Source organism: Streptomyces sp. NPDC059957 (genome assembly GCF_042730015.1).
Taxonomy (GTDB): Bacteria; Actinomycetota; Actinomycetes; order Streptomycetales; family Streptomycetaceae; genus Streptomyces.
Genome location: NZ_JBHWMB010000001.1, coordinates 64,625 through 79,904 on the forward strand (window position 1 = coordinate 64,625; position 15,280 = coordinate 79,904).

Sequence of the window (15,280 nt, forward strand, 5' to 3'; positions counted from 1 at the left end):
GAAAGAGGAGAGAAAGGGTTTGTTTCTAGGTTGTCGGCGTTGGGGGTGGGGGGGGTTGGTTCGTGGGGGGGGGGGGTGTCTTCCCGCGCCCACCCCCCCCCGCCCCCGCTCAACTTCCTTCCGGCAGGCGCCCGACGGGCAGCAGGAGCGTGGTCACCGCGCCCCCGTCGGGGGCGTTGGAGAAGCTCAGCTCGATCTCCAGCACCTCCGCCTGCCCGGCGGCGATGGTCAGGCCGAGCCCGTGGCCCCGTCCGCGCCCCGGATCCCCGGTGCGGAAGCGCCGCGGGCCCTGCTCGATCAGCTCGGCCGGATAGCCGGGCCCGTGGTCCCGTACGGTCACCAGCGGGCCGGTGACGGTCACTTCGACCGGCGGCTGCCCGTGCTTGTGGGCGTTGACCAGCAGGTTGGCCAGGATCCGGTCGAGGCGGCGCCGGTCGGTGAGCACCACCGCGTCCCGCTCGATCCGTACCGCGACGGGCAGCCGGGTGCTCGCCGCCGCCCGCTCCACCGCGCGGCCGAGCTCCACCCGGGCCAGGTCGGCCCGTTCGACGCCCGAGTCCAGCCGGGAGATCTCCAGCAGGTCCTCGGTGAGCAGGTGCAGGGCCTTCAGCCGGTCGTTGATCATCTCCTTGGGTCGGCCCTCGGGCAGCAGCGCGGCCGCGGCCAGGGACCCCGTGAGCGGGGTCCGCAGCTCGTGCGCGACGTCCGCCGTGAACCGCTTCTCCGCCTCCAGCCGCGCCTGGAGCGAGGCTGCCATCGAGTCGAGGGCCTGCGCCACGTCGCGCACCTCGTCGCGGGAGCGCGGGCGCGGTCCCTCGACGCCGGCCGGGAATCCGACGCGTGCGTCGAGGTCCCCGGCGCTGATCCGGCGGGCCACGGCGGCGGTGGTGGCGAGCCGGCGGCTGATGCGGTTGGCGAGGAAGAGACCGGCGAGGGCCACCACCCCGGCGGCGAGGACGGCGGAGACCAGGATGGCGGCGTCGGTCTCCCGGAGCCGGGTGCGGGTGCTCTCGTAGGGGACCCAGACGGCGAGGGGTTTGCCGTCGGCGGGGCCGGCCGCCCACATGACGGGTTTGCCGTCCTGGGTGCCGGTCATGCTGCCCGTCAGCCCGCGCGCGACCAGCTCGCGCAGCGGGGCCGGGAGGCCGGGCGGGTCGAGGGCGCTGTTCCCTTCGCCGCGCGCGGTGCCGTACTCGTACTGGGCCAGGGCGTAGTCCAGCTCCCGATCCACGTCCTTGCGGACCTCGCCGACGAGCTGGCGGGCGACCACGTTGTGCACGAGGATGCCGAGCACGGCCGCGACGGCGCAGCACACCGCCGTGGTGGTCATGGCGATCTTCCAGCGCAGGCTGCTCGTCCGGAGCATCGGGGTGCCGGCCTCCTCAGCCCGTGGCCGTGGCCGTGGGAGTTGCCGTGGCCGTGGGGGTCGCCTTGGCCGTGCCGGGGGCCGGGCAGGGGGAGGCGTTGTCCTGGTTCGGGCACTCGTCGAGGGTGAGCTGGTCGAGGTTCATGATCCCGGCGTCCGGGTCCCACACGTAGTCGGAGATGGAGACCTTCTTCGGGTTCGAGGTCGGCTCGCGGACCGCCAGGTGCTCGGCGGCGACCTCCACGCCCTCCAGGACCGCGCGCCGGGACAGGATGCGGGCGATGGTCCCGTCGTCCTGGACGGTGTAGACGCGCAGTTCGCTGAGCCGGCCGTCGATGTCCAGGGCGGTGATCAGCTCCGGTGTGCCGTTGCCCGTCACGTCGGCCAGGACCGCGGGGCGTACGGGGCAGTCGGGGCCGCCGTCCACAGCCTGTGTGCAGAGCGCGATGCGCTGGATCGCCCGGGGGTCGACGAGCCGGCCGGTGCCGGCGTCCGCGGCGGTGGCGGCGGTGATGTCGGCCCGTACGACGTCCACGGCGTTCACGCCCCGCATGGACAGCTCGGGGACCTTGGCGAGCCCGGGGACGGCGGCGGCCGCGCCGGGCTGCTGGCCGGGGGCCGGGGGGTCGGGGCGGATGTCCTTCCACAGGGTGCGGGGGGCGTGGACCGTGCCGAGGTCGCCGTCGTCCTGGAGGCCCTCCACGTCTGCGCAGCCGGTCATGGCCGCCAGGGTGGCCGTGGCAGCCGTGAGGAGGGTCGCCCGGCTGCGCCGGCGGAGGCTCATGTCCCGATGCTCCCCCGTGGTGGCGGGGCGGGCCCGGGGGCGGAGCCATTGGGGGGACGCGGCGGCGCCACTGCCAGGGGCTCCGCCCCCGGACCCCCGCGCCTCAAACGCCGGCGGGGCTGGATCTGGGCCCGGCCCGGTGGGTGTGTGCGGCGCGGCTGCCGGGGCTCCGCCGCCGGGCCCCTGCGCATCGAGCGCCGGCGGGGCTGGGTTTGGGCTCGGCCCGGTGGGTGTGTGCGGCGCCGCTGCCGGGGGCCAGCCCCCGGACCCCCGCTCCTCAAACGCCGGAGGGGCTGGATTTTCGCCGGTGGCGCTGGATGTGGGCCGGCAGGGCGGATGCGGGCCCGTGGGGGTGGGTGTGCGCCCGTGGGGCCGGATGTGGGCCGGCGGGGATGGGTGTGGACCCGTGGGGGTGGGTGTGGGCGGGCGGGGCCGGATGTGGGCCTGGATGTGGGCCGGCGGGGATGGGTGTGGACCCGTGGGGGTGGGTGTGGGCGGGCGGGGCCGGATGTGGGCCTGGATGTGGGCCGGCGGGGGTGGGTGTGGGCCGGTGGGACTGCGTGTGGGCCGGTGGGACTGCATGCGGGCCCGTGGGGGTGGGTGTGGGACGGCGGGGACGGGTTTGGGCCCGTGGGGACGGATGTGGGCCCGTCGGGGGGCGAGTGGCGGCGGGCCCTAGTGCTCGTCGTGGGTGGGGGTTGCGATGGCTCTGGCTGCTGCCAGTTCCTGGTGGACCGGGGAGAGGACGGAGGATTCGTCGACCTCGGGGGGTGGGGCGGGGCGGAGCAGGGTGGGGGTGTCGACCCGGCGGACGCCTTGGGCCAGGGCTCGGAGGTCTTTGGCGATCGCCTTGACCTCCTGGGGGCCCGGGGGGTGTGCGCCGTGGTTGACGCGGACGCGGGCGGCCGTCGTCGCGTCGACGATCCGCTCGACGGCGACCACCAGGGGCCACCACGCGGCGGCCCGTGCACCGGTCGGCGGGGGCTCGGTCAGTGCCCGCTGGAACTCGCTGCGCACGCCCGACAGGTCTCGGTAGATGCGGCGGCGGGCCTCGAGCCGGGCGGTGCGGGCCGCCCGGAGTCCGGCTTCGGTGTCGGGGTGGCTGCCGAAGGCGCGCTCCACGTACCGGGCGGCGTCGTCCACCGCGTCGGCGAGCCGGTCGCCGATCCGGGTGTGCCAGCTCTCGGGCCAGAGCATGTACCCGGCGATCAGGGTGATGGCGCAGCCGATCAGGCTGTCGAGCAGCCGGGGCCGGACCAGGTCGAAGCCCTGGTGGTTGAGCAGGTCGGAGAGGAGCAGGATGACCGGGGTGATCGCCGCGGTCTGGAAGGCGTAGCCCTTGACCGAGAAGACGGGGATGAGGGCTGCCAGGACCACCATGACGGGTACGTCCCACCACCCCCGCGGCACCTCCGAGAGCACCGCGGCCGCGACGACGAGTCCGCCCGCGGTGCCCACGGCGCGCAGTACGGCCCGGGAGAACACCGAGCCGAAATCGGGCTTGAGGACGAAGGTGACCGTCAGGGCGACCCAGTAGGAGCGCTCGATCTCCACCACCGATACGAGGGACTGCGCCAGCCCGATGCACAGCGCGAGCCGCAGCCCGTACCGCCAGGAGGCCTCGGAGAGCATCATGTCGCGGACCACCCGTCGGGCCCGGACCCGCAGTGCGGCGGGCCGGCCGAGGCGGTCGTCGACGTTGTGCAGGTCCGGCTCGGCCAGCGGCACGATCGTCGCGGCGTGCCGCAGGGCCGCGTCGATGGCCCGCTCGGACTGGCCGTCCGGCGGGGGCAGGTCCAGTACGGGGGTGTCCGTGCGGCCCTCCTCGACGGCCGTCGCCAGGTCCCGTACGGCCGCCGGGATCGCGGGGGAGAGGGGTCTGCGGCGCAGGTGCGCGGCGGGCGCGGCCTCGACGAGCGGGATCAGCACGTTCAGCTGGGCCAGCATCCGCACGAGCGAGGGGCTGTGGCCGTGCACCCGGGTCCGGCGGCCCAGCACCAGGTCGTAGGCGTGGTTCAGGGACTGGGTGACCTGCTGGCGGCGCGCCTCGTACGCGGGGCCCGGTCCGCCCGCGGCCTCCAGGGTGTCGGCCAGGGCCCGGTAGGCGGCGGCGACGGCGGCCCGCTCCGGCTGCCGGCCGCGCAGCGGCCAGCCCAGCAGGGTCAGCAGCAGGACGAACAGTCCGCCGGCGCTCAGCAGCAGGGGGGCCGTCCACCAGGGACTGGGCATCGGCAGGCCGGCGCCGACGACGGCGTTCAGCAGGAGAAGCAGCCCGGAGACGGAGGCCACCGTGCCGATGGAGGAGATCATCCCGGATACCAGGGCGATCAGGGTGAGGACGCCGACGGCGACCCAGCCGTGCCCGAAGACCAGGGTGCCCAGCGCGACGCCCACGGCCCCGAAGAGCTGGGGCACGGCGATGTTCAGGATCCGCATCCGGTAGGCGTCCGCCGTGTCGCCGATGACCCCGGACAGGGCCCCCATCGAGACGAGCGCGCCGTACTCGGGCTCGCCGACGGCGAAGCCGACGGCCAGTGGCACGGCCAGGGCGACGGCCGCGCGCAGCGCGGCGGCCCAGGGGATCGGCGCGGAGCTCGGCCGCAGTCCCTTCAGCAGCCAGGCGGGCGGGGCCATCGGGCCGAACCGTCCGGCCGCCTGCCCGGCCCGTCCGGTCCGGTCGGTCCGCCCGGCCCGTCCGGTCCGCCCGGCCCGTCCGGTCCGCCCGGACGGTATGTCTTCGGTGCGTTCGGTGCTCATTCCCGCTTCCGTGCCGCCGCTCGTGAATCGGTTCTTCTACGCTGCTCTATGGATTCTTCTACGGATTTGCGTGCCAATCCGTGCGTTCCGAGCTTATGGGGTGCGGCGCAGCCGGCCCGTCAGCCAGGCGGCCAGCGCGGCGGCCAGCCCGATGGCCAGCAGCACCCAGGCGGTGGTCCGCAGGAACGCGGTGAGCGCGTCGTACACCGCTTCGGCAGCCGCCCGGTCGATGTCTGCGGGCAGGTCGTCCAGGGTGAGGCGGCGGCACAGCACCACGGCCGCCCACAGCAGGACGGCGCCGACGGCCAGCCCCAGCCCGGTGGCCAGGACGGCCCGGCGGCGCCGGACGGCGACGGCGATGGCCGTGGCGGCCAGCACCACGGTGAGCACGGGGAGCCAGACACCGGCGATCTGCAGCATGCGGAAGCCCTTCCGGAGCGCGCCGAGGTTGTCGTACTCCATGACCTTCACCGAGAGGTGGGTCTCGGGGATGCGGTCGGCGAACGGCACCCCGTTCTCGACGAGATCGCCCTTGACCCGGGCGATCACGGGCGCGAGGTCGACGGTCACGGCGTTGCCGTCGCCGGTGGTCAGTGCCTGGAAGAAGGCCCCGTGGGCGGCACGGTTCGCGGCGTCCCAGGCGGTTTGGTAGGCCGGTGTGCCGACGAAGGAGCGCAGGGCCTCGCCGAGCAGGGCGTCGACCCCCTCCTGGAAGGGGCCGGCGTCGAGCTGCCCGGAGAGGGCCCGGCCGGCCTGGGTGACGACGAGGTTCTGCACGGCGGGATCCGAGGCGAGCGGGGACATGGCCGCGGTGTAGCGGTCGGCGCTGCCGAGTTCGTGATCGGCCCAGTACGCGACGGCGCTCGCGGGCACCAGCAGGGCCACGAGCGCGATGAGTACCGCCGAGAGGAAGGTCCGCACGTCACCAGGGAAAGGGGGCCGGGCGCGCGGCGCGAGCCGGGTTGCTGCGCCCGGGTGGTGCGGGCCGGTCGGTCGTGTCTCCCAGGAGCTCGCAATGACGCGCAGCATCACCAATCCGGCAGAACTCCACGACCCCACCGGCTACGGCTACAGCCACGTCGTCTCCGCACCCGGGGAGCAGGTCTTCATAGCCGGCCAGTACGGCTCCGACCCGGCCGGCCCTGCCGGACATGCTCTTTGAGATCGACGCGGTGGCGGTCCGGGCATGGCCGCCGACTGCTCCGGTTGCCGGTCCCGGGTTGCGGGTGTGCCCTGGATGATGGGAGAGAGGAGCCCGTCATGGCACATGCGGCACCCACCGCCCCCCGGGGGCACCGGCAGCCGGCGTCCGGTACGGCGGCCCACACGAGCAGGTCGGCCCTCGCGCGACCGCTGCTCATGGGACTGGTCTACGGCGTCTACGCCGCCTTCATGAAACGTCAGATGGGGCCCGTCGACGCGGGCAACGTCTTCTACGGGATCCTGTGCGGCGCGATCTTCGCCGCCTGCCTGGTCGCCCTGGCCCGGATCGGCCCGAGGCTGGCCCAGGAGCCGCATGCGGCGGCGTACGGGATCTTCGCGGGCATCTCCTTCGGCTACCTCTACAGCCTGGCCGGCGAGTCCATCCTGAAGAGCTCGGGCCTGGGCCTGCTCGTCGGTGCGGGCGTCGGCGCGGCGGCCTTCTACCGGTACCACACGCGCAACGCCTCGTAGGCCCCGTCCCGGGCCGCCCGCGGACGAAGAAGCCCCGGCCACCCGCCGTGGGGGGGGGCCGGGGCTCCGGCGTACCTCACTGGGGACAACTCGGCCCGAGCGGTACTTTCGGCCGGGCACATGCGGACAAAAGGCCGAGGTGGTGGGGTGGGTGCGTGGCCGAGACTGACTGAGGCGCCGGTTCCCGTGCTCCGTGGTCGAACCTCACGTGACCACTCTCCGTTGCCGAGAGCGCGGGAACCGGTGCCTCCTCATGTCGTGATGCCCCTGCGCGACGCCCTACGCGGCCGTGTCGTCTCCGGCCGGGGCCTCGGCGCTGCTCTGGGCGGTCTTGGCGGGCTCGGGTTCCTGCTGGCGTGCGGGCGGGGCCGGCGGGGAGAAGCGGGCGGCCTCGGCGCGGAGCATGGCGTTCAGGGCGAGGTACGGGTCGAAGGGCATGGCGGAACCTCACGGTGTTCGGGGGTGTGGGGGGACGCGCGCCAAGGGCACTCGGGTGCCGGGTGAGCCGGAGTGAGCCGGGTGAGCCGGGTGTGTCCGGTGAGCCGCCCGTGCCGGGCGCGCGGTGCTGCTGCTCGGCCTCTCGGTCCGGTCAGCAGCGCAGGACCACACTCCGTACCGCCCGCAGGGAGGCCGCCGATGCGATCGCCCCCGTCGGGGGAGGGACCGGCCTCGTGGGGCCGGACCGGGGAGGTTTCACGTGAAACACCGGCCGCTGCAGTCCCCGTACGCCGGGGACCCCGCGCGCGGGCACCCGTACCGCCACACGTACTTCCGGATCGCCGGCCGGATCGGCCGGTGCCTCGGTGGGTTCGGCCGGGGCGGCGGGGGCGGGGCGGGGGCCTTCGGCCGTCGTGCCGGACGGGCCGGATCCGCCGAAGCCGAACAGGCACAACAGCACGGCGCAGAGCACCGTCAGGGCCGTCATCAGGGCCCTGTCCGGTGCCGTCGGCGCACGCCGTGTCCCGCTCATGCGGAGGGTGTGCCCCGACACGCGGGCAGACTCTCCGCCGGGGCGTCAGCGTCCCTCGACCGGGGGACGAAGACACCCCCCACGGCCCGTCAGGTGGCCGCAGGGGGTGTCTGTTTCGGGGGTCGCCGCCGGTCAGCGCACCGTGCGCCGGTGGCCGGTGAGGCGGGCCAGGACGGCCGTCTCGCCGCTGACGAGACGGAGTTGGGCCCGGCCGGAGGGCTCGCTCAGCCCGGGGACCCCGGGGGAGAGCCGGGTCACGGTGAACACGGCCGTACGCTGGTCGGCGCGCGCGACCTCGATCGTCTGCCCGCGCCGGAGTTCGCCGAGCCGGGGGAGGTCCGCGGAGACCACGGCGGTGCCGGCCGCGCCAGGGGCCGGGCCCGCGGAGTCCCACACGGCGCTGTCCGGGACGGGGGGCTTGGCGTCGGCGGCGCCGGGTTCGAGGTCCTGCGCGTACGGGTCTCCCGGCCCCGCGTCCCTCCCGCCCGGCGGGGTACCGCCCGTCAGCGGTACGTCCGTTCCGAGGGCCGGGACGAGCAGGCGCAGCGGCAGCGAGGCCGGAAGGGCCGTGACCGCCGACCGCCCGGGGCGCCGGGAGCCCTTGCCGGTGGTGTGTCCGCCGGAGTGCTCCAGCTGCCGGGCCAGCCGGCGCGGGCCGGACAGCCCCAGGATCCGCGAGGGCAGGGCGTCGCCCGCGGTCGGGGCGGTCGGCCGGCCGCCTTCGGTGGTGCGCAACACCCCGAGGCCGGTGCACAGCAGAGCCACCGTCAGTACGCCGATCACCCACTTGGCGCGGGGCATGGGAATCCCTCCTGGTCCGGCGCGGGCGGCCGGTCCCGATAGCAGTGGACCCTTCCGCGCCCCCGGCAGGGCGCGGAACACGGATAACTGACGGCAGGTCATTGACGTGTGACCGCCCCTCCGGACGCGTCTTCGCAGATGGCGGGCGGTGGGTCGGGGCCGGACCGGGCGCGGGGGGTGTGCGCCCGAACGGGTGAGAACGTCAAGGACGGACCTTGGGCGTGTCGGATCGGCGGCACGTTCTGCCACATGCGAAAACCTGTCAAGCGGACCGATGTGCCGGTCCGCCGGCCTGAGTTGCGAGGGTGGTCCGGGCGGCTTGTCCTTGGATCATGAATGATCCGTACGCATATGCCCTGGCCATGGGGTCTCCTTGCCTTCCGAACGCTCCGATCCGGCCGGCTCCGATCCGGTCCGTTTCGATCGGGTCCGCTTCGGACCGCCCGGCCGCGGCCCCCGCCACCCCCGCAGCGCTCACACCCGCTCTGGCTTCCGGGCCGGCTGCCGGGCGGGCCGCCGTACGGGAGGCAGGACGGGCGCCGCAGCCCGGGTGAGGTATCGGGCGCAGAGCGGCGGGCCGTCCAGCTCGGTCGTGGCGGCCGCGGGCTGGAGCTCCGACAGGCGCCGGAGCAGCCCCGGGGCCAGCTCCGGGCCGACCGCCCGGGTCAGCTCCGAGGCCTCGACGGGGTGCGCGTGCACCCAGCCGATGTGGCGCAGCCCCGACCAGCCCGGTTCCTCGGCGGCCTCCGCCAGGGCGCGGGCGGCGGGGGCCAGTGGCAGCAGGCCGACCGCCGCCGGGGCCCCCGGCTCCGGAGCCCGCGCCGGAGCCGGCCGTACGGACTCGGCGACCGCGAGCCGGGTGAAGGCCGGCCGGGGCAGCTCGGGGTGGTCGGCCAGGTCGCTGACGGTCGGGGCCAGGCAGTGCACCCCGGCCGGGAACCCGTCCCGTACGGCCGCGGCGGCGACCGTACGCCCGGCCGGACCCGCGTCTCCGACGGTGACCAGGTGGAACGCCGTACGCCCCTCCCCTCCGGAGGCGAGCGGCAGCAGCGCGGCTGCGGTGGCGGCGGGCTGCTCCACGCACCAGACGGCGTCGAAGCGGCCGGTCCGGGCCCGGGGAACCGGAGGCGCGGGTGCGGCGCCGGCCAGGACCTCGGCGCCCCGGCGCGCGTCGAGCCGGGCCGCGAGGAGGTCCACGTACTCGGGATACAGGCCGATCAGCGCGAGCTGACGGGCCAGCAGGAGCCTGCTCTGCCGTACGTCGGTGGCGGTGAGCAGGGTCAGGTGGTGGCCGCGGCCGAGCAGCTCGGCGGCGAGCCGGATGCCGGTGGGGCCGGCGGCCCCGGCGAGGGCGATGTGCACGGCGGACTCGTTTCGAAGGAGGTGGGCGCGTGCGGCTACGCGGTGGCGGTGCTTCCGGGTGCTCCGGGCGCCAGGGCGGGCTCGGTCGCCCCGGCGGTCTCGGCGGCGGCCGGGAGGGGTGGCAGCGGTGCGGTGACGGTGACCTCGCCCGGAATGGCGACCCGTGTGAGGAAGGCCCCGCGCTCGGGGCCGGCGCCGATGACGGAGAAGCAGACGGTGTCGCCCGCTCCGACCAGGCCGTTGATCACGTCGGTGTAGAAGAGCACCGGGGTGGCGGAGGTGACGAGGTTCCCGAGCTCGCGGGCGTGCGCGGGGGCCTTGTGGGTGTCCAGGCCGGCGAGCTGGTGGTAGTTCTCGACCAGGGCCGGTCCGGCCTGGTGCGTGTAGATCCGCCGGACCTCGTCCACGAAACCGGGGCGGTGGGCGTCCATGGTCTCCTGGTTCAGCATCATGCCGCGCGAGTAATAGCGGGCCAGTTCCGGTCCGTTGAGTCCGAACGCGGAGAGCTCGGCGGATCCGGGAAAGCCCGGAGGGTGGGCGGCGCCGCCGCCGGGGTAATGGATGAGCGGATCGCTGAATCCGGGCTCGCCCCCGAAATCGAGGGAATCGCGCGAATAGAAACCGAGCCCGCCCTCGAAGTCCTCGTCCCGCTCGAATACGAGCGCGGTCGCCGCGTCGGAGAACAGTGCCCCCGAACACCACAGGGTGTGGGCGAAGGGATGCTCCCCGTCCGCGCCGCTGTACTGGGAAATGATGCCGTTCTCGTCGATTCCGATGGGGCTCGCGGCGTTGTACGAGATCACCAGCGCCCGGCGGGCCCCCGACCTGGCCAGGTGCGCGGCGACGCGGGAGAGCCCGCCGCAGCCGGCGCCGAGCTGGAAGGGCGGCACGCTGTCCGGGATCCGCAGGCGGCGCAGCAGGTTGAAGGCGTCCTGGTCGAGCATGATCTCGTACGGGGTGCACGTGGCGACAAACACGGCGTCGATGTCCTCGGGCTCGGCGAGGGCGGAGCGCAGGGCCGCGCGGGCGACGTCGACGACGGTGTCGAGCGAGGCGAAGCGCTCCCGGTCCCAGCTCTTGGAGGTGACGCCGAGGATGCGCTCGATATCGGCGCCGCTGATTTCCCGGCCGGCCCGTTTGCGGTGCGGGATGTGCGCGAGCCGGGCCCATTCCTCGACGGATATGACCTCGCCGATCTGGGCTCCGACACCGGAAATCCGATAGGGGAACGGGTACGCGTACGCGGCGGGGGCAGGGGGATTGGCCGTTTCCGAGGCAGACATGCTTCTCCGGTCCGTGGAATCCGATGGGGACGGCTCCAGCGAACACCAGGGAGCGGACCGGGAGAAGGGAATGCGGGGGGTGCAGGGGTGAAAGCGTTGAATTCGGACTCCCGCCGCGGGCGGACCCGGTGAGCGGGCGGCGGGTGGCCAATGCCCGGCTGGGTGACCTGCTCGCCGAGGCGGCGTGGAGCGGGGCGGAGCTGTCGCGGGCCGTCAACGCGCTGGGGACCCTGCACGGGCTGGGCCTGCGCTACGACCGGACCGCCGTCGCGCACTGGCTGTCGGGCACCCGGCCGCGCCCGCCCGTGCCCGAGCTGATAGCGGCGGCGCTGACGGAGCGGTGCGGGCGGCTGGTCACGGTGGCGGAGGCGGGCCTCGGAGCGGGCTCCGCGGGGCCCGGCGTACGGCCCGGCGTACGGCCCGGCCCGGGGGCGCCGGCGGTGGCGGCCGAAGCCGCCGGGGGCGAGGGGCTGCTCCGGCTCGCGCTGCAGGCCAGGGCGGACGTGGACCCGCACGGCAGGGCGGCGCTCCTGCGCAGCCCGTATCAGCCGGCGCCGGTCCCGGCCCCGGTGTGGGACCCGGACCCGGACCCGGATCCGGATCCGGCCGAGGGCGGCCGCGGCGAGGGCGCGCGCGCGGACAGAGGTGCAGGCGGAGATGCGGGCAGAGTCGCGGGCAGAGATACGGGCAGGGGCACCGGCATCGCCGAGCTCGCGGCGCGGCGGCATCTCGCAGCGCATGCAGAGCAGTTGAGGGCCCTTGCCGGGAGCTTCTCGGGCCTCTACCTCACCCACGGCGGCGTCCATACCCGTGCGGCCCTGGCCGCCTGGCTGGCCCAGGACGCGGGCGCCTTCGCGGCCCGCCACACGGACGGCCCGGGGCCCGCCTTGCTCGGCCGGGAGGTGTCGGGCCACGGCTGCGGGACGGCGGACGTGTGGTGCGGGTACGCCCAACTCGCCCACCTGCTGGCTGAGATGACGGTGGACTCCGGGTATCACGGGCTCGCGCAGGAGTACCACGGCATCGCCCTCGGGCTGGCCCGGCAGGCGGAGGACCGGCGGATGTACGCCATCACCCTGCGCGCGATGAGCGCGCACGCCGGCCGGCTCGGGCAGCCCGCGCACGCGGTACGGCTCGCCCGGACGGCGGTGGAGACCGCGCCCGCCGACGGGGAGCCCGGCACGCTGGCGTTCCTCCTGGTCCAGCGCGCGGCCGCGCACGCCCAGGCCGGTCAACGGGCTGCCGCCGCAGCGGATCTGGCCGCCGCCGACCGGTTGCACGGGCAGCATGCGGTGAAGCCGCCCGACGGGCCGTTCGACTCGTACGACCGGGCCGATCTCGACTTCGCCCGGGCCCGCACCCACCTCGCCCTCGGCGAGTTCCCGGCCGCGGCCGACGCCCTGGAGCGGTCCCTGCGCGGCCGAGCGGCCGGCCAGCACCGGGCCACCGCGCTCACGCACGCCGCTCTCGCCGAAACCCTGCTGCGCCTCGGGCACCTCACCCGGGCCTGCGAGCACTGGCGGGCGTTCCTCACGGCGGCCCCGGCGGTGCAGTCGCGTGCGGTACGGGAGGCTCTCGGCCGGCTGCTGCGCGACCTGACCCCGTACCGGCGGACGCGGGAAGCGGTCCCGACCGTCGCGATGGCCCGGGCGCTGGCGGAGCGGCTGCCGTGAGCGCGGGCGTGGCGGGGCGCGGGACGGACGGTTCGCTCAGTCCGAGGCGGCGGTCCGGCGGTAGCGCACCTCGCGCACCGGGAAGCCGTCCGTCTCGTCGACGAGGACTCCGCCGTCGGGCCGGAACCCGGCGCGCTCGTAGAAGCGGCGTGCCCGGGCGTTGCCTTCCAGCACCCACAGCCGTACCGCGGGGTGGGGCGCCCGGCGCAGCACCTCGGCCAGCAGGGCGCGGCCGACGCCGGTGCCGATGACGTCGGGCCGCGCGTACAGGGCGTACAGCTCGCCCTCGTCCGGCTCCGTGCCCGCGGGATCCGTCTCCATCGCCGGGCCGAAGGCGGCCCAGCCGAGGACCGCGCCGTCCGGGCCCTCGGCCACCAGGTTGGTCACGGGATTGGCCGGGTCGGCGAAGGAGGCCCGCCGCTGCGCCGCGTACGCGGCGACGCTGAGGCCGTCCAGGTACGACTGCGGCATCAGCCCGGCGTAGGCGTGCCGCCAGCCGCTTACGCGCACGGCGGCGACGGCGTCGATGTCGGGCTCGGTCATCTCGCGTACGCGAAGACGGGTTTCACCCGCGGTGGTGGCGTTCATTCGGGGAGTGTGCCAGCACGGTCCTGTACCCGGCACCGGGATTTCCGGGCCCGCCGGGGCCGTCCGGCCGGTGCTTGGGCCCCGGGCCGGTCGAGGGCGTTGCCGTCGGTGTACCCGGCCCCCGCCGGACCGAGCCCGGCCCCCGCCGGACCGAGCCCGGCCCCCGCCGGACCGAGCCCGGACCGAGCCCGGACCGACCCGGGACCGGCCGAAAGGACGAGGCGGGATCAGGGTCCTGCCGGTCATTCTTCAAGGGGGAGTAAAGCCCCCGAACCGGACGCACCCGGCACCCCCGCACCCCGCGAAGGAGCACCATGTCAGCCGCCCTCCCCTCCCTGAAGGCCCTCGCCCGGCGCGTCCTGCGGGGCCTGAACCGCCCCGAGGTCGCGGTGCTCCTGGAGTCGGAGAACCTCCTGGTGCACACCCCCGGCGCGGACGTGGTCTGGCCCCGCGGCAGCAGGCAGGCCGTCGCCTGGTACGTGGTGGGCCCGGCCGGCGACGTGGTGGACATCGAGCTCGTCACCATGGACGGCACCCGGTCCCGCACGGAAGCCGTCCTCGCGACCGGCATCGCGACCCACCACACCGGCGCCACCGTGACCGTCCCCGACCTCGCCCCGGGCCGCTACCTCGTCCTGGTCACCTCGACCACGGGCACGCTCGACGCCTACAGCCGGCCGGTCACCGTCACGGCCTGAGCCGGTGAACCCGTCGGATCAGACAGGCCCTAGGGCCTGTCGTCAAATTCCCGTCTGCCTCGCGGCGCCTGGCACGCGCTCTCGCCGCACCGGGCGAAAGCCCGAGTACGTCCAGTACGCGGGCTTCCGCCCGGCACGCCGAGAGCACGCACCAGACGCCGCGAGGCCGCCCTTCGGGCGACGACGGGAATTTGACGACAGGCCCTAGTTTCCGAAGACCTCGCCGCCCTGGACGATCCAGGTCGCGCTGTCCGAGTACGTCGACCACTCGCCGCTGCCCATCTTCTTCCACGGACCCTGGCGGTCCGCGCAGGCCCGCCCGTCACAGACCCGGACGAGGACGGCGTAGTACTTGTAGCCGTAGTCGTAACACTTGGTCTGGGCGAAGTGCTGGTTGCTGGAGACCTGGGTGCTGCAGCCCGCGGCCGCCGCGGCGGCGGGGGTGAGCACGACGTACTGGCCGGGGCCGGCGGCGTTCGCCGGCATCACCATGGTGGCGGTCGCGGCGACCATGGAACCGGCGACGACGGCGGCCTTGCGTATGAAGGACATGTGGACTCTCCCGGTGGTGAAGATGGCCGCCAGGCGGTGGCCGCGGCGAAACAGTAGCCGTACTGCCTTGCTCCACACGGGAGTTGAATCAACTGCATGGAGTCGTTCCGGCCATCATCAGAGCGGGCCGGTGCACCTTCACCGCTTGAGGTCCCGCAGGGCCGTGTTCAGTTCCAGGACGTTGACGCGCGGTTCGCCCATGAAGCCGAGGGTGCGGCCCTCGGTGTGGGCCTTGACCAGCTTCGAGACCTCCGCCACGGGCAGGCCGTTGCGCTGGGCGACGCGGGCCGTCTGGAGCTCGGCGTAGGCCGGGGAGATGTCCGGGTCGAGGCCGGAGCCGGAGGAGGTCACCGCGTCCGCCGGGATGTCGGAGAGCCGCGGGGCATAGCCCGGGACGGTGTTGTCGAGCAGGACCCTGGACCTGGCCTCCTGCACCGACCTCAGCAGCTCCGGGCTGTCTGCCGCCTTGTTGGTGGCGCCGGAGACCAGCAGCTCGTACTGCTGGTTGACGGTGTTCTTGCCGAGTCCCGCCGCCGGGCGGCCCTGGAACCAGCGCGGGTCGTCCCCGTACGACTGGCCGATCAGGGAGGAGCCGACGACCTTGCCGCTCGCGTCCTCGACCTCGGAGCCGTTGGCCTTGTGGCCGAAGGCGGCCTGGGCGATGCCGGTGACGGCGAGCGGGTAGAGGACCCCGCACAGCACGGTGAGCACGAGGAGGGCGCGCAGGCCGGCGCCGAGGAGGCGGGCGGTGTTGCCTACGGAGTTGTTCATG

General features: G+C 74.7%; 15 protein-coding genes and 1 pseudogene. 4 read left to right on the top strand and 12 right to left on the bottom strand.

All coding sequences use genetic code 11. The features are described from left to right. Window positions 1–109: 109 nt before the first annotated feature. From ACFWBW_RS00320 to ACFWBW_RS00335, 4 genes are all read right to left on the bottom strand, one after another. Window positions 110–1,366, bottom strand: a complete 1,257-nt coding sequence (locus tag ACFWBW_RS00320) for a sensor histidine kinase (protein WP_385367124.1) — start codon at window positions 1,364–1,366, stop codon at window positions 110–112. Window positions 1,367–1,382: 16 nt separating this feature from the next. Beyond that, on the bottom strand, window positions 1,383–2,150 hold the full coding sequence (locus ACFWBW_RS00325) for a hypothetical protein (protein WP_385367126.1): 768 nt from the start codon (window positions 2,148–2,150) through the stop codon (window positions 1,383–1,385). A 675-nt stretch (window positions 2,151–2,825) separates the two neighbouring features. Beyond that, the gene (locus tag ACFWBW_RS00330; protein WP_385367454.1) at window positions 2,826–4,784 is read right to left on the bottom strand and encodes an FUSC family protein; all 1,959 of its coding nucleotides are present in this window, start codon (window positions 4,782–4,784) and stop codon (window positions 2,826–2,828) included. A gap of 216 nt (window positions 4,785–5,000) precedes the next feature. After that, entirely contained in the window at window positions 5,001–5,828 is an 828-nt protein-coding gene (locus ACFWBW_RS00335; RefSeq protein ID WP_385367128.1) for a hypothetical protein, read from the bottom strand. 94 nt (window positions 5,829–5,922) lie between these two features. Between ACFWBW_RS00335 and ACFWBW_RS00340 the strand changes: the two are divergent. Together ACFWBW_RS00340 and ACFWBW_RS00345 are read left to right on the top strand one after the other, a co-directional pair. Next, window positions 5,923–6,048 (top strand): annotated as a pseudogene (locus ACFWBW_RS00340) (RidA family protein); the annotation flags it as partial. A gap of 119 nt (window positions 6,049–6,167) precedes the next feature. After that, complete coding sequence (locus ACFWBW_RS00345; RefSeq protein WP_243330887.1) at window positions 6,168–6,581, top strand: hypothetical protein; 414 nt, start codon at window positions 6,168–6,170, stop codon at window positions 6,579–6,581. 279 nt (window positions 6,582–6,860) lie between these two features. Here ACFWBW_RS00345 and ACFWBW_RS00350 read toward each other — a convergent pair whose 3' ends face one another. The 5 genes from ACFWBW_RS00350 to ACFWBW_RS00370 all read right to left on the bottom strand — a co-directional run bounded on the left by ACFWBW_RS00350 (window position 6,861) and on the right by ACFWBW_RS00370 (window position 10,997). Then, entirely contained in the window at window positions 6,861–7,019 is a 159-nt protein-coding gene (locus tag ACFWBW_RS00350) for a hypothetical protein (RefSeq protein WP_385367130.1), read from the bottom strand. Window positions 7,020–7,170: 151 nt separating this feature from the next. Beyond that, window positions 7,171–7,551, bottom strand: coding sequence for a hypothetical protein (locus ACFWBW_RS00355; RefSeq protein WP_385367132.1), 381 nt, complete (start codon window positions 7,549–7,551; stop codon window positions 7,171–7,173). Window positions 7,552–7,683: 132 nt separating this feature from the next. Further along, on the bottom strand, window positions 7,684–8,352 hold the full coding sequence (locus tag ACFWBW_RS00360) for a hypothetical protein (protein WP_385367134.1): 669 nt from the start codon (window positions 8,350–8,352) through the stop codon (window positions 7,684–7,686). 474 nt (window positions 8,353–8,826) lie between these two features. Beyond that, window positions 8,827–9,714, bottom strand: a complete 888-nt coding sequence (locus tag ACFWBW_RS00365; protein ID WP_385367136.1) for a hypothetical protein — start codon at window positions 9,712–9,714, stop codon at window positions 8,827–8,829. A 35-nt stretch (window positions 9,715–9,749) separates the two neighbouring features. Next, window positions 9,750–10,997 carry a 3-oxoacyl-[acyl-carrier-protein] synthase III C-terminal domain-containing protein gene (locus tag ACFWBW_RS00370; protein WP_385367138.1) on the bottom strand — a complete coding sequence of 416 codons (1,248 nt, stop codon included), beginning with the start codon at window positions 10,995–10,997 and terminating at the stop codon, window positions 9,750–9,752. Between the two features lie 128 nt (window positions 10,998–11,125). On the opposite strand from ACFWBW_RS00370, the gene ACFWBW_RS00375 reads away from it, so the two are divergent. Next, the gene (locus ACFWBW_RS00375) at window positions 11,126–12,670 is read left to right on the top strand and encodes a hypothetical protein (protein WP_385367140.1); all 1,545 of its coding nucleotides are present in this window, start codon (window positions 11,126–11,128) and stop codon (window positions 12,668–12,670) included. Window positions 12,671–12,706: 36 nt separating this feature from the next. Here ACFWBW_RS00375 and ACFWBW_RS00380 read toward each other — a convergent pair whose 3' ends face one another. Continuing rightward, window positions 12,707–13,258 carry a GNAT family N-acetyltransferase gene (locus ACFWBW_RS00380; RefSeq protein ID WP_385367142.1) on the bottom strand — a complete coding sequence of 184 codons (552 nt, stop codon included), beginning with the start codon at window positions 13,256–13,258 and terminating at the stop codon, window positions 12,707–12,709. 314 nt (window positions 13,259–13,572) lie between these two features. Between ACFWBW_RS00380 and ACFWBW_RS00385 the strand changes: the two genes are divergently transcribed. Then, the gene (locus ACFWBW_RS00385; protein ID WP_385367144.1) at window positions 13,573–13,956 is read left to right on the top strand and encodes a Ser-Thr-rich GPI-anchored membrane family protein; all 384 of its coding nucleotides are present in this window, start codon (window positions 13,573–13,575) and stop codon (window positions 13,954–13,956) included. Between the two features lie 204 nt (window positions 13,957–14,160). Here the strand turns inward: ACFWBW_RS00385 and ACFWBW_RS00390 are convergent, their stop codons facing one another. Both ACFWBW_RS00390 and kdpC read right to left on the bottom strand, forming a co-directional pair. Then, window positions 14,161–14,508 (bottom strand): hypothetical protein, encoded by a 348-nt coding sequence (locus tag ACFWBW_RS00390; RefSeq protein ID WP_385367146.1) that lies wholly within the window; start codon window positions 14,506–14,508, stop codon window positions 14,161–14,163. Between the two features lie 138 nt (window positions 14,509–14,646). After that, the gene (kdpC, locus tag ACFWBW_RS00395) at window positions 14,647–15,279 is read right to left on the bottom strand and encodes a potassium-transporting ATPase subunit KdpC (protein ID WP_385367148.1); all 633 of its coding nucleotides are present in this window, start codon (window positions 15,277–15,279) and stop codon (window positions 14,647–14,649) included. Window position 15,280 lies beyond the last annotated feature (1 nt).